This window comes from Leptospira gomenensis, assembly GCF_004770155.1.
GTDB classification, from domain to species: Bacteria; Spirochaetota; Leptospiria; order Leptospirales; family Leptospiraceae; genus Leptospira; species Leptospira gomenensis.
In genome coordinates, this window is the sequence record NZ_RQFA01000072.1 from 84,080 (window position 1) to 103,698 (window position 19,619).

Below are 19,619 nucleotides of genomic sequence, written 5' to 3' on the forward strand. Positions count from 1 at the left end.
GTTCTACAATATGAAAATAAGAAAAGTAGTATATACGATATTCCTGTTTTTATCGGGGGTTTCAGCCGTTTTTTCGGAAGAGAATTTCTGTTCGACGTCGCTTTCACAACATACGACTTTGCGTAACGCGGTTCAGTATTACAAGTCAGAAAAATACCAAGAGGCCGAAATCGAGTTGAGTCGTTTGACCTTCGAAACGGATTGCTCCGAGGTCAGGATTTTTCAAGCGTTTGCGATCTTAAGACAAGGAAAGGATTTGAACAAGTTTTTTCGCGAATCCGATTTTGCGGACGTCCGCTTCCGTATTTTATACTCGTTTTCCGGTCTGATACGAAATCGTAACGAAATTCGAAAGCCCATATCGGAGGCCGGTTGTTTGCGGACGGATTGCAGATTGGAGGAGCTGGAAGAGGTAATCGGATATCTTTCCTCCCTTCACGACTTCGATACGTTGGAAGAGACGGAATTCGAAGCCGGTATAAAATCCGATAAATTCAAAAATAGTAATTTAGAAAAATTGCATTCTTTCTGGAAAAGGGAAACTTCGCTCGCCTCGGATAAAGAAAAAAATCCCTATTTGGCGGCCTTGTTTTCCGTTTTGATTCCCGGAACGGGACAAATTTACGCGAATCAATTCGCCGAAGGGGTCACTTCCGGTTTTGTGAACTTCGTATTGATTTCCGCATCCTATGCGGTGTATCTGGTTAATCCGACCAGTCTGGTTTTTTACGCGTTATCCGGTTCCACATTGTTGATTTACTCCTCGAACGTGGTGGGCGGTTATTCCGCCGCTAACCGCAACAACAACTATTGGAAATCCAAGGTCTTGGAAAAAATCAAAAAAGAATGGATCGGTTTGCGGATTTTGGAAGAGGAAATACTTTATAAACTTTTCCCGGCAGAAACGTTTTTGTAACCTTTTCATAGACGCCATTTCGTATTAAAATCGATTTAGAATATTTTAATTCGTTAAACATTAGTCCAGTCTTTTGTAATATCCCACGGAAACGTTGGCGAACAATCCCTGTTCGTGAGCCTTGTGTAATCCCAAAATTCCGTATCGGTTTTCGAACGCCGTCGAACCCGGAGAATCCGTCCAGACGTTGGGCCAAAATCGAAGCGACGGTTCTATCATAAGACCCTCTTGGCCGCCTAACGGAAAAAAACGATAATAAATCCCTATACCGGCCGATCGCGTCCGATAACGATGTGTTGTGCCGCCCGGAACATAGTGTGCTCCGTAAAGCAGCTCGGCTTCGATCGATTTACGAACGGTAAGGTCGATGAAGTTTTCGGAAGAGGAAAGCGGCGGAAGCCAGTTTTCCGTTCCGTTTCCCGATATCGGAAGATCCGTGCGTAAACCGAGAGATTGGAAAAGATAGAGTTCGTCCGGAGTCGTTTCGGAACGGACTCTGTAAAAGTGTTCTTTAAATTCCAAGCGAACGTCAAAATTCGGAGTAAAAAGAAATCCGATTCCGAAACCGGTCGTGTAGGGGAGGCGGACCGTGAGATTCTGTTTTTTTTCGGAATCGTTCATACCTGCGCCGCTCATCGCGTCGAATTGTAGGTCGGATCCGTGCGAGTATTCGAAGACGAAACGTTTTCCATAATACGTTCCCGCGACGTTCCAGCCGTTTAAAAAAAGCTGGGACAAACCTGCTTGTAGGGAAACCGCGTCCGCGTTCAAATAGGAAAACGGAACACAGAATAAAAGAAACGAAATGGAAAGGCCGGTTACGATTTTTGACATGAATCTTCTCCTTATAAAAATAGGATATACGATTCCGTAACTTGGGTCGCACCGCCCCATTGGGTGGAACCCGTTTTCGAGGGGAATTTTTTGATTTATCCGGATTTAGGCTCCTTTGTGATCGGCGCAGGTTTGGTTCAATCCCTGCTTTTGGCTTTTTTCTTTTTTAATTCGAATCGCCGTGGAAAAAGAAGCGCGTTATTAGGTTGGGCTTTCCTGCTTCTTTCGATTCTTTTTTTGACGGCTTTCGTGTTTCAGTCCGGTATTATATTCCAATTTCCTCATATTTCTAGACTCGGTTTTCCGTTGGGCGCTTCCGCCGCGCCTTTGTTTTCGGTCGCCTTGCGGAGATATTTCGGATATCCGAAAGATCATAGGATTTGGGAGTGGATTTTTTTCGCGGTTCCGGTGTTGATGTTTTCCTATTCGATTCCGTATTTCCTTTTGAGCGCGGAGGAGAAACTCGCGTATATATTTCAGGAAAGAGTCCAACCGCACCCGGAATGTACCGCGCTCGGATTGATAACACTTTTAACGAATGTCGCCGTGTTCGTCAGAATTTATTATCGTCTCGGAATCCTAAGCGAGGAATTTTCGAAAGCCGCGTTTATCGAAATCGTTTTGTTTCGTAGATTCGTTTTTATCTGCATCGTTCTTTTGGTCGCTTCCGTTTTGTTATTTGCTGTATTGCCGGGGATTCGATCGGAAACACTTTCCCACGCGGCCTTGAGTCTTTGGGTAATCGGATTCGCCTGGTTTCGCGTTTATGCGGAGAATTCCGAAGAGGTAATGGCGATCGCTCAGGATTCGGAAAAGGTTAAGTACAGAAAGTCATTGTTAAGCGAAGAGGCTATTTCGGAAATCGGAGAAAGAATATTCCAAATCCTGAATCAAGAGGAATTTTATCTGGATCCGGAATCGGATCTGGGATCTTTGTCTGCCAAACTCGGCCTGAGCGTTCATGCGGTTTCGCAAACCATCGGAAGATATTTCGGAAAAAGTTTTTTGGAACTTTGCCGCGAACTTAGGATAGAAAAAGCCAAACGACTTCTTTTGGAAACGGATCATCCGGTTTTGCGAGTCGGGTTGGATGCGGGATTCAATTCCAAAACAAGTTTTTTACGCGCGTTTAAGGAAGAAACCGGAATGACTCCCACTTCCTTCCGCGCAAAACAAAGTTAAAAATTCGATTCTAGTTTTTTTCCATGTTATAGAATGATATAATTTGTTTTGTTATAAAACTAATTATTCTTCCCATAGGTTCGAACGTTTGGAATTGATGCAGACTTCTAAAAAAACGATGGGATCAAAAAAACTTCCCGGTTTCTGTGGAGAAAAGGAACTCATTCGTTCGGAAACGGTCGGATCGTTTTTTTCGAAAGATCTTAGATTCTTACCGTTTTGTTCGAAGTGTGGATAACCTGACGTTTTAAATTTTGGAGATGATCGTTTATGTCGGAAACAACACAACAGACTTCGGAAGAACATTATCGTAAATTGGAAAACATGTATCACGGGGCTCCCGTAAACGCGTACTTCCGACCCAAACTGAAGATCGGAAAGGGAAGCGCCGAAATTCAGATCGAAATCCGGGAGGATTTTTTTCATGCGGCTGGTTCCGCGCACGGCGTCGTTTATTTTAAGGCGGCGGATGATGCGGCGTATTTTGCGGCCAATTCCTTGGTCAAAGACGGTTTCGTTCTGACTTCCACGTTTCACATAACGTTGCTCCGTCCGATTCAATCCGGAATTTTAACGGCAAAAGGAAGCGTGGTTCAGAACGCAAGTCATCAAATTATCGCGGAGGCGATTTTGACAGATAGCAAAGGGAGGGAAATCGGAAGGGGAATCGGTAACTTCGCCAAAACCTCCCTCACGTTGACTTCGGATATGGGTTATCGTTTCTGATTTCTTTCGTATGTCGGAGGAAAGAAAGAGTTTCGTTTTTCGTAATCTATTCTCTTTTGCTTCAGTTGTTCGTCACACAGCGGACGTAAATCATACTGGATTTGTCGTTCGAGGTTAGAAGTCCCCCGTTAAAGCTGATGAGTTCCGCCTTGCTTTTATCATTGTCGAACGTTGTCGAAGTCCAGTAAGCGCCGGTTAACGTGTTGGGAAAAAAGGCGGAAGAAATGGACGGTCCAGGTGTAGTAAATTGAACGATACTTAAAAGTTCGTTTGCGTTCGGAAGTCGCCAGTTGTTCCTACCTCCCAAAACGAGGTTTTCGCAGTCGCTGAGGGCGCCATTCCAATCCGAAGTATTGGCTGCTCCTAAACAGGAAGTTCCGACCTGGCCGAGGGAACATTTGGTCCAGAGGAGATTCGTATTTCGATCCAAGATCGTCAAATTTGTGCCAGGCGGTGTTAGAGAATTATCGAGATAGGAAGTAGCGGGGGCCGCGTTTCCGGAAACACAACGAAGGTTGATCGGCGTGTTTTTTAAGTTGGTGTTGATTCCTAAATTCGCCGGACTGAAATTGATCGACCAAGCCGAGAGTGAGAGCGGGATCGTGGTTTCGCTTAAATATGAATTTCCAGTAAACATGCCGGGGAATTGAACCGTTTCCACGTGCGGGTTGTTCGAGTAGTGAATGATGGATGCCAGTTCTTTTGCGGTCGGAATTCTCCAATCGGTTTTTCCCGCGTATCCGTTTCCTCCGTTTAGTCCGTTGAGGGAAACACAACTTCCCGGAAGTCCCGCGCTCGCATCGTCCCAGCTAATCGGTGTTAGTGCTCCCCCTGAACAATCCGCTCCTGTTTGTCCTTGTGCACATGTTTTCCAGGTCAGACCGTGAACCGCATCCAAGGTAGTATAATCGTTCGGATAAACGCAATGTTGCGTTGGTCCGACAAAATTTCTGGCACGAGGAACATTGACGTAATCACCGTCGTGGCCGGCTCCGGGACAAGGAAAAAGCGGAAATCCGGCCCCGTTCCAACATTGGGTTTGCCCCGTATCCACGACCGCCGCGGGTGAAAAAGAAAGGGAGGGGCCGCAAGGATCGGTCGTATCTCCCGGAGGAGGCGTTTGGTCGGAGGATGCGGATTTCATCAGATATTGTAGAATGACGTAGGGTGGATCGGGTCGTTCCGGTGCGTGTGCTATGCAGAACGTTGAAAGTAAGAATATTATAAAGAAAGAATATTTATTCATGGAGCCTTGATCTCTTATCTTTTAGAATAACGGATGAGGCGCTCCAAAATGGTTTCATCTTGTAACTTGATTTCTTTTTTATTGTCAAGTTGAGGGATTGGGAATGAGTTCCTACGTTTTTGAGTTCCTCGGAGGGGTGAGTCAGATTAGAGGTTCTTTTTTAGCGGAGAATTCTTCGGTTTGGTTTTGCTAGCAAATCGGTGTGGGAACTCACACGGAGCTTGATTCACGGTGAGACTTGGCTGAGAAACCGTCGCTCCTTACGGGAAACTGGATCTAGATTGTGTATGTAGGAACACCTAAATAAAAAAACATTGCTCATTTTATACTCTGAATTGAAATCAAAAGAGGTTTCATCTTTCGGATAAGAAAAAAGATTCAGTTTTTATCTATGAAAATCATTCTCGCACTTTCCATATTCTATCTTGTTGTTTGTATTTTTTACGTCGAAATTCAAAAGCGAATTGAGAACAAAAAGCGAAAACGGATCGAAGAAGAAAGTGCCACAGGAATCGATCGCAAAATCGAAACTCTGCGAAGCCGATTCCGAGACGAACCGATCGGACAATGGGTTTCGTGTCAGGGGACATTCAACATGATCCGAAACAGTGAATGGATTTTTTATCGCGACGGTCGCGGTCGTAAAGTGGAACGGAGTTTACGGGAAGGAGAAACGAGCAGCGAATTTTTCTGGAGAAAAAACTCCGAGTATTCGATCGAAATCCGGGGGCCGGAGCCGGAAGCGGAATGGAGGACAATCTGCTACGACTTTCGGGCAATTTCCACCGATGTAGGTTTACTTCCCGCTCTGGTAGAAATCGACGAAACCGGAAACATACTAAACGAATTCGGAGTTTTAGAAGTTCCGCTTTCATTCGTGGAAGATACGGAAAACGATACGATTGGATCGGGAGTTCCGGAGGAAGATTAAATAGGGTTTCGATCAAATCGAATCATATTCAAATCGTTGAATGTTCTTTAGCTCGGTTTGTAGTATTCAAATCCACCGTTTCGAATACGATCTTCGACACAAAACGGCGCTTAGACGTATTCCAAGAGATAATCCTTTCCTTGGAGATGGCTCGGAAAAAGAATAGGAAATTTTTTTCCGGTTTTGGCCCGTGACCGTCGATACGATTTAGAGGAATTCCAAAAGGTTTCGTATTCGGAGTCGAGGCGGAAAAGAAGTTTTTCCCAAAAAAGAAAATGCGAGTCAATAAATTCTTGACGAACCTCTTTTGCGCGTAACGTCATCGGACATTTTCCGGTAAATTCTTTCATAAAAACCAAACCGATAAGAACCCCTCTCGTATCCAGATACGGTTCCAAGGGAAACGTACGACAACTGATGGAACGATTTTCCCGTTCACAAAATTGAATTCCCTTACATTCGCAAAACAGAGTTTCTCTGGAATCGTATTCCTGAAGCATTTTCTTGTCCTGTTCGGTTTCGGGCTTCCATACTTTCCAAAGATCGCTTCTTTTTTTTAATAAGGAGAATTCGGAACGATACAAGGTCGGAACTGCGTTGTCCGCGATACAACAAAAAGGAATTCCTTCGTTATCGGGTTTACAAAGTTCCCCGCAGTCGAATTCGGTCAGTTCTTCCTGTAACAGAGTATAATAATATGCGATTTCTTCTTCGGCGAGATGTTTAGGATCGTTTTTCTTTGCTGCTTTTTTCACGGGAAGAGTCGCTCCGGCCTTGTCGAATTCGTTTGTGTCGGGGGAGGATCCATTTTCGAAAGATCGAGTATCCCGAAAAAAGAATTCCCGCAGAACAAAGAATTCCCCACTTTCTGTAGAACAATTCGGCACCGGGAGATAGAAAACCATTTTTCTGCGCGAGGGCCATGGAAAGCGCAAAAATCGTCAGAACGGAAAAAGCGCTTAAAAAAAATAAAACCGTGGTTCTTAAACTCCAAAGTGTTGTTTCCAGATCTTTTTTGAATTCCAAAAACCGACTGTAAAATATCTTGGTTTCTTCTCCTTCGGAGAGTTTTTGCACTTTATAAAACGCTTCGAATTCTTCCGGCACCTTACCCGGATCCAAAAGTAGGAACTCATAATCCAGAGTTTTATCATACTCTTCCCTGGCTTCCGGAGAACTCAACGTGAGATACGCGCGAACCGCTTCTTCTCGATCCAAATCGCGAGAGGGACTCCATGGATCGGATTCCAATTGTTCTAACAACTCTTGAAATGCGCATTCTATAGCTTGAAAGTCGGAACTCCTGGAGAGGTTCAGCAGTTTATAATAGTTGGGTTTTACATTCACTGCCATAGGGGTTTCCAGAAGGGGCCGAAAAGGAATTCTTTGCAAGAAAATTCCAAACTTCCTACTTATGGAAAACCCCTTTACAGCCGTTCCGGCAAGCAGAAATTCAGTCCTATGAGCGTCTTAGAGCTGGAAAAAAAGGCGGGAAAGGTCTATATCGAGACCTATGGTTGCCAGATGAACGAATACGATTCCGGGATCGTAGCCAGTTTGATGAAGGACGCGGAATATTCTTCTTCCGCCGATCCGGAAGATTCCGACATAATTTTTCTAAATACCTGCGCGATCCGGGAAAACGCACACGCTAAAATCTACAATCGTCTTCAATCCTTAGGATATCTAAAAAAGAAAAATCCCCATTTGGTCATCGGAGTTTTGGGTTGTATGGCGCAGAATCTCGGGGACGATCTTTTTCACCAAGAACTTCCCCTGGATTTGGTCGTAGGACCGGACAATTACAGAAGTTTACCGGAGTTGATCGGGCGGATCCGCTCAGGGGAACAATCCCTGGCGTTGACCCGACTTTCCAAGATCGAAACCTACGACGAAATCGAACCGCGCGTGGTCAATGGAATTCAGGCTTTTGTGACCATTATGCGCGGATGCAATAATTTCTGTACTTTCTGCGTGGTTCCTTATACCCGCGGTCGCGAAAGAAGTCGTGATCCGAAAAGTATCGTTCGCGAGGTTCGGGATCTGGCCGAAAAGGGGATTCGTCAGGTGACCTTGCTCGGACAAAATGTGAATTCCTACAAAGAACAGGGAACCGACTTTGCCGGTTTGATTCGGATGATTCTGGACGAGACTACGATCGAACGGATCCGTTTTACTTCTCCGCATCCCAAGGATTTTCCGGTTCATCTTTTAAAACTTATGGCGGAGAATCCCCGTTTCACACCCAACATCCATCTTCCGTTGCAAGCCGGAAATACCCGTGTTTTGGAAGAGATGAAACGTTCCTATTCCAAAGAAGAATTTTTGGACGTGGTCCGCGAGATCCGACATATCGTTCCCGACGTAGGAATTACCACGGATATCATCGTAGGATTTCCGAACGAAACGGAGGAAGAGTTCGAAGACACACTCGCCGTAGTCCGTGAAGTGAAATTCGACATGGCGTTTATGTTTAAGTATTCCGAACGGGAAGGTACGATGGCGCAGAGAAAACTTCCGGACAATGTTCCCGAAGAGGTGAAGTCCGCCCGTTTGACCAAACTCGTGGATCTTCAGACTTCGATTTCGCATGAGCAGAATCGGGAGCGTATCGGAAGAACATATCCGATTTTGATCGAGAACGTTTCCCGTAAATCCGCGAAGGAACTCTGCGGTAGAACTCCTTGCGGAAGAATGACGGTGTTCCCACTTCCCGAAGGAAAAGTGGCTTCCGACATGATCGGCTCCACGGTGAACGTCGAAATTCAAAGCGCTACGAGCGCGACTTTGAAAGGAAGGATCCTTGCTTGAAGGAAAGCGACAATCGAAAAAAGGCGGTCTCCAAAAAGACTAGGTCCAACGCGTCCGCAGATAAAAAAAATCTTTCTCCTTCCTCCGAATCGAAATCGATACCGACCTCCGCTTCCTCCCGAAAGAGCGGAGATTCTTCCTCTTCTAAAAAAGGTGCGAATTCACGACGCGATCGATCTTCCGACCTTCCCCAGGATTCGAAAAAAAGAAATCGCTCCTCCGACATTTCCTCCTACGAAGAATACGAATCCAAACTTCGCTCCTTATCGGATTCCCGAAAAACGACCGGAAATTCCAATTCCGGTAAGGATTTGCGGACCGTACGGCTCAGCAGCGTCGAAGATCTTCCGTCGGACTTTCAGGTTCACACAGACAAACGAAAATTCTATATGATCGTTCCGATTTTGGATCGATACATTCTCAAAGAAATCCTTTCCCCGTTTTTGGTGGCGCTCGCTTTTTTTACCATGGTTTATATGGTTCTCGCACTCCAAAAGATGATCGGACTTTTCGTGGGAAAGGGCGTGGATCCTCTCCGACTTTTGGATTATTTCGGTTATCTTCTCGCCAATACGCTGCCCATGACGATTCCGATGGCTTGTCTGATGAGCGGGATCATGGCCGCCGGAAGACTTTCCGGAGATTCGGAAATCACCGCGATCCGTTCGGCAGGAGTCAGTTTTCCGCGAATCTATATTAACTTTCTTGCATTCGGTTTCGTGATGGCCTTGGCCGTCGCGTATCTCAACTTTTATCTTTCCCCCGAAAACACAAGAAAGATGAACGAATTCAACAAATGGGTGCTCGCCTACAATCCACTTTTGGCCATAACTCCCGGACAATTCAGCGGGGACAAAACACAGGATCTTTTTGAAAAACGCGCCAGAACGATGTACACCGAAGGCATCAACCGAGATACGGGGGAGCTCCGCGGAATTCAAATTCGCGAATGGGAAATTTTTCTGGAAGGAAACGAATATTTCCACATCGGAGGAAAAATGATTCCGATGGGCGGTTCTAGAATCATTCAGATCATCAACGCGGGCAAGGGAAACCTCGTCGAAAAATTAGGCCCGGACGGGGAATACGAAAAATCCATCCGTCTCAAAGACGGTTGGATCTTGGAATGGGGAGACGATCGTAAAACCTTCTCCATCACCGATTTCCGGGACGGAGAAATGGACTACAATATTCCCAAAGGAAAAGAAAAGAAAACCCTGGAGTTGAACGTAAAACCGGAAACGTTCTCCATGCCCGTTCTCTTTCAGATCCGCAACAACATTGAAAGCGAAGGACTGGAAAAAATTCCCGGACTAGAAATGTTGCAAGAAATGGGAATCGAAATCAAAGGTTTGACCGGATTGAAACAACTCGTAGAAAAAATGAAGATCGATTTGGCCATGGGAGCCGCCAACGGAACCCTCACCCCCGATCAGATGACCCAATCCTACTCCGTTTTAACGCAACTTTTAGCCCTTATGCAGCAGGGAAAAAAAGTTCTCACCGATTTTAACGTGGAAATCCATCGAAGGATCGCGATGCCTATCTCTTGTCTGATCTTTTTCTTCATTTCGTTTCCGCTCGGACTCGTGGTGAAACGCTCGGGTAAAGGGATGAGTTTTACGCTTGCAGTCGTTTTCTTGATGATCTATTTTACGTTTTTTACCCTGGGAAGCACGATTTCCTACAACGAAAAGGTGCCGGATTGGATCGGCCCTTGGAGCGCCAATATTTTGATCGCGATCATCAGTATCAATATCATGATCAAAAGAACGGACATGGATCTTCCTAAACCGATTCAAAACTTTTTGGATCGAATCTCCGATCAAAAATCAAAATTGACAGAGAGATTACGAAGTTTAAGTTTATGGGGAAAGATAAAAAAGATCACGAAACGAGGTTCCTAACCGGGCTAAACCCTTTGGTTAGTGTTACGATAAATACGATGAGTCAAAAAAACGCGATCATTTGGCATCTCACTTCGGGTAAGGAATTTCCGATTCAGATTTGGAAACACCCTCGGGTCAACATCGAACTGAGTAAGGTTTCTTTGGACGGTCTCGGAGCGATCGATCTGATGAAGGCGGATATCCATATCTTTTTTCTTTCGGTCAATTTTTCCGAATGGAATCAAGTCCGCGAATTCGTTCGTAAGTTCGAACTTCATCCCTATGTCAGTCTTATCATGGTTTATTCCGAAGAATCCGAAAAGATCAATTCGGTCGTTCCCGAAAGCGGCAAGATAGAAGTGTTGGAATATCCGGTTCATTCCAGAAATTTACGACTCATCCTAGACAGAACCATTCAATCCGAATTCTATAAATTGGCGGCGAACGAAATCGGCAACAGTTGTCTGACGAATATCGGATTTTTCGAAGGAGTTTTCGAGCTCGCGCAAAAAGAATACAAGGACGCGACCAAAGCGAATGAGGCGTTACAAGCGATTTTAGAATTCGAATCAAAGGTCAAAAAGAACAACGAAGAGATAAACAAAGCCCTCGAACGGGTGAACGAACTCAAAAACAAGGAACTTTTGGCGTTACACGAACGGCTGAAGGTTTCCGAGATCCTTGATTCGATGAAAACCCAGGAGTTAAAGGACGCACTGGATTTTAAAAAGGCGACCGAACAAGCATTAGATTATTCTCATATAGAAGAGATACAACTCGATAAAATTCTCGAGGCTCAGGATCGCCTTTTTGCTTATACGGAAAAGGAAATTCGGGATTTAATCGAGGAAAACAGAAATCTCAAAAAACAACTCGGAATTCAGTGATCAATCCCTGAAAAGTTCTCGGGAGAATTCCTTGTAGTCGGGGGAATTTTTACCGAACTTGAACTCCGCGTACAAAAGCCCGTGTTTTTTTCGGAGAATATCGTATCTTTCCTTCGACTCGTTGTCCCTGTTTTTTTTAGAAAGTCGATACGCTCGTTCATAACAATTCGCTAATAGACCTTGCGCCTCCGAATCCTCGTAATATTTGTCTCCGAGGTTGATGTAACGTTCCAAAAGATCCGTCGCCAAAAGAAAATTCTTGAGCGCCAATTGGTGTTTGACGTATTCCCTATAAATTCCGGCTTGAAGTTCGCGATAATTTTCCGAGTCCTTCACTTTGGGGTTTTGGATTTTCTCCAGGGAATTCATAGCCGAAACCAGATCGTGAACGGAGTCCGTTCGCGCTTTGTTCAGATCGCGTAGTAGGGAACGTTCGAAATTCTCCTTTCGATTTTTTCTCTGCCATTCATATCGATCCGCTTCGAAAGTAATTCGATCGAATTCCTTTCTTTTTTCGTCCGCAAGATCGGAAGCCTTTCGGAAAAGATCCACTGATTTTAGAAAATCCTCTTTCGCTTTTTCGAATAACGTTTTGGAAACGTTTTCATCGACGTCCCCCAATAAATTCAAATCTTCAAACGGAAGGGCGTTTTTTCCCCAATCGGAATCGGATCCTTCCGGGATAAGAATTTCTATCTTCTTATCGGCGGGATTCTTTTCCGCAAAGACTGGTCGAGCGGAAGTGATCAGGAAGATCGCCGCATAAGCGAAAATTAAAACGAAGAAGTAGGGGGATCGTTCTGAGAGGGAATTCATCTTCAAAGAGGGAGGTTTTTGCGTTTGTGGAATCCGTCAAAAAAAAGGGCTTCGGTCAATTAAGGATTGGTCCGAAATCCCCGTCATCCAAAAATTAGATCGAAACAAAAGATTCAAAAGAGTATGTTAGAATGAAAGAAGTGCAAGTTTCCGCCACAAAAAGGATCGCGTTGGTGGCCCACGATAACCGTAAAGAAGATCTGGTTCAATGGGTTAAAACACATCGAGAAATTTTATCCAGACATCATTTATTCGGAACGGGCACCACCGGCAAACTCATCAACGAAGAAGCGGAACTTCCCGTTTATAGATTTTTATCCGGTCCGCTGGGCGGGGATCAACAGATAGGAGCCAAAATCGCGGAAGGGGATTTGGATATAGTGATTTTTTTCTGGGATCCTTTGACCGCGCAACCCCACGATCCGGACGTTAAAGCCTTGTTGCGGATCGCGGTTTTGTATAACGTGCCTATGGCGTGTAACCGGTCTACGGCCGATTATATGATCAGTTCTCCTCAGTTTACGACGGCCTATAAAAAAATCCTCTTGGATTACGATACAAGAATTAGAAAAGCATAATGTTCATGAAGCGTAGGCCGTTTTTTTATTTTACTTCGTTTAATATGTTTTAAAATTAAACCGACTTTAAAGATCGACTTATATGTTTCAGAATTTCCTCCGAAACCTGTTTCCCAAAAAGGGTCAACCTCCCGTCTTTCCTCTCCGTTTTACGAAAGAGGCGGAGGATACGATTCGAAAACATCTTGATCGTAGAAAAGAATCCGTTTTTCGGATTATGATCGATCGTACGCGGGCTTCGACCGAAGTAAAAGTGGGATACGATCAAACTCGAAATTCGGTTCCCTTGTACGAATATCCGGTTCGCGTTGAGATCGATCCGGAAGACGAGGTAAGTCTGGAAGGGTCGAGGATGGATTGGGATTCCGAAACGCGGGAATTTAGGATTTATCCGGATGTGGATCTGGACGTCGAATATCAACGGATTAGGAACCGTTTTCGGATCGAAACGAATCGGTATCTTTTTGTCGATTTGTTTCGCAGAAAATACGAGTCGAAAACCGGTTATCCGGAGTGGCTGCGTAATACGATCGATTCCGCTAAGATCGAAAGTCTGGAAATCGAAGGTTCCGTTTGGACTTTTCGTTTAAACGAGGCTTATCGTTCAGAATATTCTGATATTCTAATGTTAGAAAAAGAATTGGCCGATTCGATTTTGGATTTTTTCAGCGGTTTTCCTAAACGTAAAGAATGATGAAATAGGTTTTCGTTTTATTTTTTCCAGATCACCCGGTCGCCTTCCGCGATCGTTTTTAGACCGGTAATTCCGTTGTCCGGCACCGCCCTAGATAGGAAATAGTCGGTTTCGACTACGGTCGCTTCTCCCGATTTCCCTGAAGTATTGTAAGTTTGAATTTTAGAGCCTTTCTTTAGTCCGTCTAACGCACCCGCGTTGATCAGTATATCCTCGTCCTTTACCTTCAATACGGATGCCGATGGGGGAATCGTCGAAAGGATTTTCGCCGCGGAACGGGACGCCGCTTCCGGGATAAAATCCCTTCCCTTGGAGTATATCCGGAACGTTGTCAGAATTTTTTCGTGTTTTGCGTCTTTGATCGTCCATTCGATAGACAGAGAATGATTGTCGTATTTTAAGGAACCGTAAATTAGAAATCTCGCTTTTGGTTTACTTTTGATTTGATCCCTGAGTTTGACGTAAAACAATTCCGAATACGGTAGGGCGGCGGTATAGTTTTCGGGAGTTACGTCTAACGCGGCAGGATTGGATCGATTGGATTCCAACACATCGGAAAGCGCTACGGTCGGATTTAAAGATAAAATTTTGCGAACCGATGAGGAAACCAATACCGCTAGATCAGGATAATCTCCGAGAAACGTCTTATCCGTTAGATCGAAGGTTAAAAGGACGGGCGGAGTTCTCCCGTAATCCTCTAAAAGATTGTCCCCCGTTATCTGAAGCATTCCTTCCCGATATGCGATGGATTGTTTCATCGAATCGAGCAGGTTTTCGATTTCATACTGATACTTTTCGTTGTCGGGGTATTTCTTTCTTAGTAGAAGTAGAAGATTGAGGTAACGCGGGAAAAAGCCGATCCTTTTGTATTCGTTTAACGTTTGAAACTGAACTTCCGGCTGACCGGGAATGAGTTCCCTTGCGGAAGCCAGATGGTGCGATGCCATTTCGAAAAGGAGCGAATTCTTGGAGGAGCGGAATCGCTGCATTCGGTATTCGCCGAGTTTTCTTCGAAACGAATGGTTTTCCGGAAAATACGTCAGTGCGACGGTTTCGGCTTTTTGTCTCGAAATGGAATCTAAGTCGTCGAGTTTGAGAATTTCATCTAAGTCCTTCTTTAAGGAATCCTTATATACTGTCGATCCTTTGTCCGATTCCTTCGACTCGGAAAATGCTTTGAGATAAAGGTAGGATGAGTTTTTAGGATATAACGAAACTAATCTTTGAGAAAGCGAAACTGCAGAGGGAAAATCCCCTTGCCAAATCCTAATTCGAGTTAGTAGATCGATCGCTTCTTCGAAATCAGGATACAACGAAATAGCACGTTCGAGTTTTTCTGCGGCGGCGTCGAGTTTTTGTCTTTTTTCGGAAGGGGAACTCTTTTCCGCCCAATCGATCAACAAAGAAGCGAAGTTAAAAAATAAATCAGGATCATCGGAAGAAGAGGCTAGGATGGAATTCCAGAGTTGGTAGGCTTTTCCGAAGTTTCCCGTTTTACCGTTGACCTTGGCTTCAAGCACTTGAACTTCTTTGGAGCTTTGAAGTTTGGAACGGGACATTTCCAATTTTTTTAGAGCGGTTTCGTAGCTACCCATTTCCAAAAGAATCTGTATTTGTACCGGCGCCAAAACCGGGTCGAACGGGTCCGTATCCAATGCGGTCTTTAATAGGTTTAGAGAATTTTGATATTCTTTTTTTCTCACATAGGCGAGAGCGGCCCCTTTCAGTGCGTTCTTGTTATCCGGAGCGAATGAAAGGGCTTTGCGATAGGCTTCGAAAGATTCTGTGTGCTTATGAAGATGTTGTGCCGCTTCCGCCAAACCGAGCAAGGCTCGAACCGACATCGGATTTTGATTCGATGCTTCGGTGAAGGATCGATAGGCGGCGGCGTAATTCCGCTCCTTTAGACGAGCCTCGCCTTCCGCGATGTTTTTGACCGTGTTATCCTGTGATATGATCGGATACACTGCGATAAAAAGTATAATGGTTAACGCAGTTCCGACTTTTTGCCGATTTTTCAGATTCGTCATTTCGTAAAAAATCCTGCCTCGGCCTTTCCGGAAGAATTTCTAAAATTCGATTCTACGACTATAGGAATGTAGAAATCCTTTTTGTCGGCTTCTACTCTACTTTTAAAAGAGACGATATAACGCCTGTCTTTGTGTGATAATATGGAATCGTATAGGGTCTTTTCCTGACCTTCTCCCGGAATAACTATGAATTTACCTCCGGTCGAGGACGCGATCGTTTTGTATGTTTCAACCGCCGGACCCGAATCCGAAAGGGATAAAAAATAGATTGGAATCGCATGTGCCTTAGAATATCGGATGATTTTTTCAGGGGAGATTTGGGTAAAGGAATCTGGGTCGGAACTACCGGAGACCAAAACTAAGACTGCTCGAGGCCCGAGTCGATCTAATAGGTCGGATATTCCGCGGTAGATTGCTTTGCCGGTTTTTGAGGTCGGTTCTACGGGGGAGTTTCGCAGGATTCTGAAGATTTCGTGCATCGAATATCCGAAATCCGAGGCTTTTACGAGTTCCGACCCGGAGCGAAGAACTTCCACCCCGTCATACTGTCTTAACGATGTTAAGAGTGGTTTTAACGACTTTTCAAAAACAGAATAGTTTGCTTTGACTTCCGACGTGTTTTCGTAGATCAATGAAAGCGAAATTCTATTGTTGAACTGTTGCATATCTGCTAAGCCGATCAGGGGAGATAAATTTCCGTATTCATAAACCCGAAAAGAGTTTCTTGGAATACCCTTTAAATCCCGACCGGATCGATCCCTGGCCCGGAGGAAGACGGATATATCCGGATATTCCCGGTTTAATACTTTCTCCACTACCAGATCCAAATTGGATGAAAGTTGATTTGCTGGACTAAATATTTCAACTCGATGTCGGTTAAAATCTGCGATATAGTGAGTTCCCGTGTAATCGAACGCAGAGGAAAACGGTTGGTTTAATTTCCGAATTACGTTTTTTGAATCTCGAAAGGTATCTAATTGTTTCCAAGTATTTTCGATTGTGTTATATATAATGAGTCCCGACTTTTCATCCGAGATATACAGGTCGTTCTTGCGAATCGTAAGATTTCGAGGGGAATTTAAAACGTTTGTATTGCGGATTTCTTTAAGAAAATTACCCTCTGAATCGAAAACGACGATTCGTGCGTTTCCTCTATCGGCTACGTAAATTTCACCCTTAGAATTTACCTTTAATCCAGATGGATTGCGCAGAATTCCGACTCCGATTTCCTGAATGAATGTTCCGTCATTTTTAAGTTTTTGAATTCGATGATTACCGGAATCAGAAATATACAGATATCCGTCTTTCGTAAGAAAAATACCTGTGGGGCCGTGAAATTCACCGTTATTCTTACCTGATTTTCCGAATCGATTTTTATATTCTCCCCGAGTGTTAAATTCGAAGATTTGATCGCCTTTAAAATCCGAAACAAAGATCGATTTTCCTCTCAACGAAAAAAAGAGCGGTCCGGATAAATTCCGACCTAAAGAGCCTTTAAAATTATCTACAGGGTTCCCATTGGAGTCAAATTTAACAATATTCGCCGTGTCAAAGGACAGAACGTATAAAAACCCATCATCATCAATTGCCACATCGGTCGGATTTCTGAATCTGAAACGCCGAAGTTCGTCACCAGATAGAGTGGTATAATATTGATTAGATGAATCTTGGCTACCGCCAGCCAAATTAATTCTCAAAGCATCTAGTCTGGATTTTTGAATTTGACTCAATCCTGAGTTTACTTCAATTTGCTCTAATTCCGACATACTTTCCGGCCAATCTCCTGAGAGATAATAAGAATGTGAAAGTAGGATACGGGCTAAGGTAAAATCGTTTTTTATCGAAAGTGATCTTAGAAAACTTTCCCTTGCTGAGGAATATTCTGAGTTATTAAAATACGAAAATCCTTTGAAAAAGTGTGTTCTTGCTTCTTTTTCTTGAATCGAGAAATTTGGGAGTCCATCCGAGTGGATAGCTATTGCCGAACTAAAGAAAAGGGATATGACTAAAAACCGATTTAAGCGCATAAAAAGCAGTAAATTTCTGATCTTATCGTCAATTAACGAATTAAAGAGACATAATTTCAAGAATTTTTTATGAGCTGATTGATTGCTATTATGAGCATGTTTTTGATCAGTTATTAAATATCAGGGGATACATGTCGATTTCTCCGACTCAACTTGTGCGCAAGATTTGTGCGTAGATTGAATCTGAATCTTGACAGGTCGGAATTCTGCCGCCTGCAAACGATTCTTCTTCCAGTCCCTATGCTGTTCGAGCCAGATTTCCCGTTTGGTTCTATTTTCAGAAAGTTCGTTGCGAGTTTCTCTCAATATAAAGTCCAAGAGTAATATATAATTTCTAAATCTTGCTTCGATTTGATTGAGTGATTCGGAATGAATTTCCATTCTATCTAAAAATATCGGACGATTTATTATAAAATTCCGAAATTTATGCGGTATCTAATTGGAATTTTCTTCCTAAAAGTAGTTTTTTAAGAATCATCTGCGGGTTACCAAAAATCGTGAGGTGTAAATGAAAAGGTTGCAAAATGCCTTTCGAATAAGAAAAATCTCTTCGATACCTTTTGTTGATTTCGCTATAATGGATCTCTTCCCGGCTTTCTTCTTTATCCATATCGACTAATCTTGCGAATAAGCGACAGACTGAAATTCCGAAATAAAAAGCTGCGATTTTAGCCTTATACCAATCTTCGTGATTTGGCCGAAACGAGTATCGAACTAAATTCTGATTTTTGGATTGATATAGAGTTTTCCTAAATGCTGAATCTGGAAATACGGTTAACAAATGTTTTTTGTGAAATCTATTGATAAGAAAATGAAAATAGTTTTTGAGATTTCGATGTTTTCTAATTTTTTGTTCGATAAATATCTTTAGATGGAAGGGGACTAATAAATCGGAGGTTCCTGAATTGGATATAGATCTTCCATTGAATTCGGTAAAGTATTGAAAATCGATTTCTTGCATTGGCAACATTTGCCTCCTCAAAAGAAAACGTTTCCTTTGCTTGCATGAATGATCGCAAAAATAGAAAAAAAAATTAAGAAAAAGAATCTAAAACAGTTAGATGCACGTCCACGCACTCCGCTAAAGTATCTTTGTCGTAACCACCTTCTAAAAAGGATAAAACTCTACCTTCACATATATGATAGGCTGCAGCCAAGACCATATCGCTTATTTTTTCAAAGCCAAGTGTAGTAACTTTCATCCCGCCGAGCGGGTCTCGCTTGTGTGCATCAAATCCGGCGGAGATGAGAATGACTTCTGGTCGAAATTGTTCTATTGCAGGAATAATCTTTTTTTCAAAGGCCTTTATATAAGCGGAATTATGAGAGTCGGCCGGCATCGGAACATTTAAAGTCGTACCTTTGCCTAAACCGAATCCGGTTTCATCAAAAGATCCCGTCATCGGATAAAAAGGATATTGGTGGATGGATGCATAAAATACATCCGGATCCGAATAAAATATTTCTTGGGTTCCGTTTCCATGATGGACATCCCAATCTACGATAAAAATTTTTTTGAAGCCATTTATCTGCAAGTAACGGGCAGTAACCGCAATATTATTGAACATGCAAAAGCCCATAATCCGATCTCGTTCGGCATGATGTCCGGGAGGTCGGAGGAGCGAAAATCCATTCTGAATTTTGCCTTCAACGAGTGCGTCTACTAGTGCAATGCCTGAGCCAGCCGCATAAAATGCAGATAACCAAGAATCTTCCGTAAACGGAGTATCCCCGTCGAAGTAACCACGCCTCCCAGCGGAATCTTGTACTTTCTGAATATGGTATTCTGTGTGAACTAAGCTGAGCATTTCTATTGAAATCGGCTTGATATCCGGTTTATAAAAAGTAGGAAAAAGATTGTTTCGTGAAAGTCGATCCAAACAGGCTATTAGTCTGTCGGAACTTTCGAAATGAGGTATCCGAGGTTGGTCGTTATGCAGAAGGAAGTAATCTGAATATGCGAATCCGGTAGGCATTGAATTATCCCTTTTTTGAAAATGTAATGATAAATTTTGTAGGGAAACCGTCTCGATTGTTATATTTTTTAAGCTG

18 protein-coding genes are annotated in these 19,619 nt (G+C 43.5%); 9 read left to right on the plus strand and 9 right to left on the minus strand.

The window, feature by feature from the left end:
- The first annotated feature begins 10 nt into the window (after nt 1-10).
- Nucleotides 11-916 (plus strand): hypothetical protein, encoded by a 906-nt coding sequence (locus EHQ17_RS19850; RefSeq protein WP_167881230.1) that lies wholly within the window; start codon nt 11-13, stop codon nt 914-916.
- A 60-nt stretch (nt 917-976) separates the two neighbouring features.
- Here the strand turns inward: EHQ17_RS19850 and EHQ17_RS16005 are convergent, their stop codons facing one another.
- Nucleotides 977-1,750 (minus strand): hypothetical protein, encoded by a 774-nt coding sequence (locus EHQ17_RS16005; protein WP_135591631.1) that lies wholly within the window; start codon nt 1,748-1,750, stop codon nt 977-979.
- Between the two features lie 90 nt (nt 1,751-1,840).
- On the opposite strand from EHQ17_RS16005, the gene EHQ17_RS16010 reads away from it, so the two are divergent.
- On the plus strand, nt 1,841-2,932 hold the full coding sequence (locus EHQ17_RS16010; protein WP_135591629.1) for an AraC family transcriptional regulator: 1,092 nt from the start codon (nt 1,841-1,843) through the stop codon (nt 2,930-2,932).
- A 270-nt stretch (nt 2,933-3,202) separates the two neighbouring features.
- Nucleotides 3,203-3,658, plus strand: coding sequence for a PaaI family thioesterase (locus EHQ17_RS16015; protein WP_135591627.1), 456 nt, complete (start codon nt 3,203-3,205; stop codon nt 3,656-3,658).
- A gap of 61 nt (nt 3,659-3,719) precedes the next feature.
- On the opposite strand, the gene EHQ17_RS16020 is transcribed toward EHQ17_RS16015, so the two are convergent.
- Entirely contained in the window at nt 3,720-4,904 is a 1,185-nt protein-coding gene (locus EHQ17_RS16020) for an Lcl C-terminal domain-containing protein (RefSeq protein WP_135591625.1), read from the minus strand.
- A 595-nt stretch (nt 4,905-5,499) separates the two neighbouring features.
- Between EHQ17_RS16020 and EHQ17_RS16025 the strand changes: the two genes are divergently transcribed.
- Complete coding sequence (locus EHQ17_RS16025) at nt 5,500-5,835, plus strand: hypothetical protein (RefSeq protein ID WP_135736211.1); 336 nt, start codon at nt 5,500-5,502, stop codon at nt 5,833-5,835.
- A gap of 110 nt (nt 5,836-5,945) precedes the next feature.
- Here EHQ17_RS16025 and EHQ17_RS16030 read toward each other — a convergent pair whose 3' ends face one another.
- Nucleotides 5,946-6,590: a hypothetical protein gene (locus tag EHQ17_RS16030; RefSeq protein WP_135591621.1), complete on the minus strand. Its 645-nt coding sequence runs from the start codon at nt 6,588-6,590 to the stop codon at nt 5,946-5,948.
- Entirely contained in the window at nt 6,559-7,188 is a 630-nt protein-coding gene (locus EHQ17_RS16035; protein ID WP_135591620.1) for a J domain-containing protein, read from the minus strand. Before EHQ17_RS16035 ends, EHQ17_RS16030 begins: the two co-directional genes overlap by 32 nt.
- A 108-nt stretch (nt 7,189-7,296) precedes the next feature.
- Here EHQ17_RS16035 and miaB point away from each other — a divergent pair, with 108 nt between their 5' ends.
- From miaB to EHQ17_RS16050, 3 genes are all read left to right on the plus strand, one after another.
- Complete coding sequence (miaB, locus tag EHQ17_RS16040) at nt 7,297-8,646, plus strand: tRNA (N6-isopentenyl adenosine(37)-C2)-methylthiotransferase MiaB (protein WP_135591618.1); 1,350 nt, start codon at nt 7,297-7,299, stop codon at nt 8,644-8,646.
- 98 nt (nt 8,647-8,744) lie between these two features.
- Nucleotides 8,745-10,553 carry an LptF/LptG family permease gene (locus EHQ17_RS16045; RefSeq protein ID WP_425460719.1) on the plus strand — a complete coding sequence of 603 codons (1,809 nt, stop codon included), beginning with the start codon at nt 8,745-8,747 and terminating at the stop codon, nt 10,551-10,553.
- Between the two features lie 38 nt (nt 10,554-10,591).
- Nucleotides 10,592-11,422, plus strand: a complete 831-nt coding sequence (locus EHQ17_RS16050; protein ID WP_167881229.1) for a hypothetical protein — start codon at nt 10,592-10,594, stop codon at nt 11,420-11,422.
- Here EHQ17_RS16050 and EHQ17_RS16055 read toward each other — a convergent pair whose 3' ends face one another.
- Nucleotides 11,423-12,238 (minus strand): FcpA-related putative periplasmic flagellar protein, encoded by an 816-nt coding sequence (locus tag EHQ17_RS16055; RefSeq protein WP_246057590.1) that lies wholly within the window; start codon nt 12,236-12,238, stop codon nt 11,423-11,425.
- A gap of 131 nt (nt 12,239-12,369) precedes the next feature.
- On the opposite strand from EHQ17_RS16055, the gene EHQ17_RS16060 reads away from it, so the two are divergent.
- Entirely contained in the window at nt 12,370-12,816 is a 447-nt protein-coding gene (locus tag EHQ17_RS16060) for a methylglyoxal synthase (RefSeq protein WP_135591610.1), read from the plus strand.
- An 82-nt stretch (nt 12,817-12,898) separates the two neighbouring features.
- Entirely contained in the window at nt 12,899-13,510 is a 612-nt protein-coding gene (locus tag EHQ17_RS16065) for a hypothetical protein (protein ID WP_135591608.1), read from the plus strand.
- A gap of 17 nt (nt 13,511-13,527) precedes the next feature.
- On the opposite strand, the gene EHQ17_RS16070 is transcribed toward EHQ17_RS16065, so the two are convergent.
- From EHQ17_RS16070 to EHQ17_RS16090, 4 genes are all read right to left on the minus strand, one after another.
- Nucleotides 13,528-15,540: a tetratricopeptide repeat protein gene (locus tag EHQ17_RS16070; RefSeq protein WP_135591606.1), complete on the minus strand. Its 2,013-nt coding sequence runs from the start codon at nt 15,538-15,540 to the stop codon at nt 13,528-13,530.
- Entirely contained in the window at nt 15,537-17,567 is a 2,031-nt protein-coding gene (locus tag EHQ17_RS16075; protein WP_135591604.1) for an NHL repeat-containing protein, read from the minus strand. Before EHQ17_RS16075 ends, EHQ17_RS16070 begins: the two co-directional genes overlap by 4 nt.
- A 424-nt stretch (nt 17,568-17,991) precedes the next feature.
- Complete coding sequence (locus EHQ17_RS16085) at nt 17,992-18,528, minus strand: DUF1564 family protein (protein WP_135591600.1); 537 nt, start codon at nt 18,526-18,528, stop codon at nt 17,992-17,994.
- 73 nt (nt 18,529-18,601) lie between these two features.
- On the minus strand, nt 18,602-19,543 hold the full coding sequence (locus tag EHQ17_RS16090) for a histone deacetylase family protein (protein WP_135591598.1): 942 nt from the start codon (nt 19,541-19,543) through the stop codon (nt 18,602-18,604).
- Nucleotides 19,544-19,619: the final 76 nt, after the last annotated feature.

Bases quoted from the DNA above. Each gene is read 5' to 3' on its own strand.
- EHQ17_RS19850 (WP_167881230.1), top strand. From the start codon at position 11: ATGAAAATAAGAAAAGTAGTATATACGATATTCCTGTTTTTATCGGGG.
- EHQ17_RS16005 (WP_135591631.1), bottom strand. From the start codon at position 1,750: ATGTCAAAAATCGTAACCGGCCTTTCCATTTCGTTTCTTTTATTCTGT.
- EHQ17_RS16015 (WP_135591627.1), top strand. From the start codon at position 3,203: ATGTCGGAAACAACACAACAGACTTCGGAAGAACATTATCGTAAATTG.
- EHQ17_RS16020 (WP_135591625.1), bottom strand. From the start codon at position 4,904: ATGAATAAATATTCTTTCTTTATAATATTCTTACTTTCAACGTTCTGC.
- EHQ17_RS16025 (WP_135736211.1), top strand. From the start codon at position 5,500: ATGATCCGAAACAGTGAATGGATTTTTTATCGCGACGGTCGCGGTCGT.
- EHQ17_RS16035 (WP_135591620.1), bottom strand. From the start codon at position 7,188: ATGGCAGTGAATGTAAAACCCAACTATTATAAACTGCTGAACCTCTCC.
- miaB (WP_135591618.1), top strand. From the start codon at position 7,297: ATGAGCGTCTTAGAGCTGGAAAAAAAGGCGGGAAAGGTCTATATCGAG.
- EHQ17_RS16050 (WP_167881229.1), top strand. From the start codon at position 10,592: ATGAGTCAAAAAAACGCGATCATTTGGCATCTCACTTCGGGTAAGGAA.
- EHQ17_RS16055 (WP_246057590.1), bottom strand. From the start codon at position 12,238: ATGAATTCCCTCTCAGAACGATCCCCCTACTTCTTCGTTTTAATTTTC.
- EHQ17_RS16060 (WP_135591610.1), top strand. From the start codon at position 12,370: ATGAAAGAAGTGCAAGTTTCCGCCACAAAAAGGATCGCGTTGGTGGCC.
- EHQ17_RS16065 (WP_135591608.1), top strand. From the start codon at position 12,899: ATGTTTCAGAATTTCCTCCGAAACCTGTTTCCCAAAAAGGGTCAACCT.
- EHQ17_RS16070 (WP_135591606.1), bottom strand. From the start codon at position 15,540: ATGACGAATCTGAAAAATCGGCAAAAAGTCGGAACTGCGTTAACCATT.
- EHQ17_RS16075 (WP_135591604.1), bottom strand. From the start codon at position 17,567: ATGCGCTTAAATCGGTTTTTAGTCATATCCCTTTTCTTTAGTTCGGCA.
- EHQ17_RS16085 (WP_135591600.1), bottom strand. From the start codon at position 18,528: ATGCAAGAAATCGATTTTCAATACTTTACCGAATTCAATGGAAGATCT.
- EHQ17_RS16090 (WP_135591598.1), bottom strand. From the start codon at position 19,543: ATGCCTACCGGATTCGCATATTCAGATTACTTCCTTCTGCATAACGAC.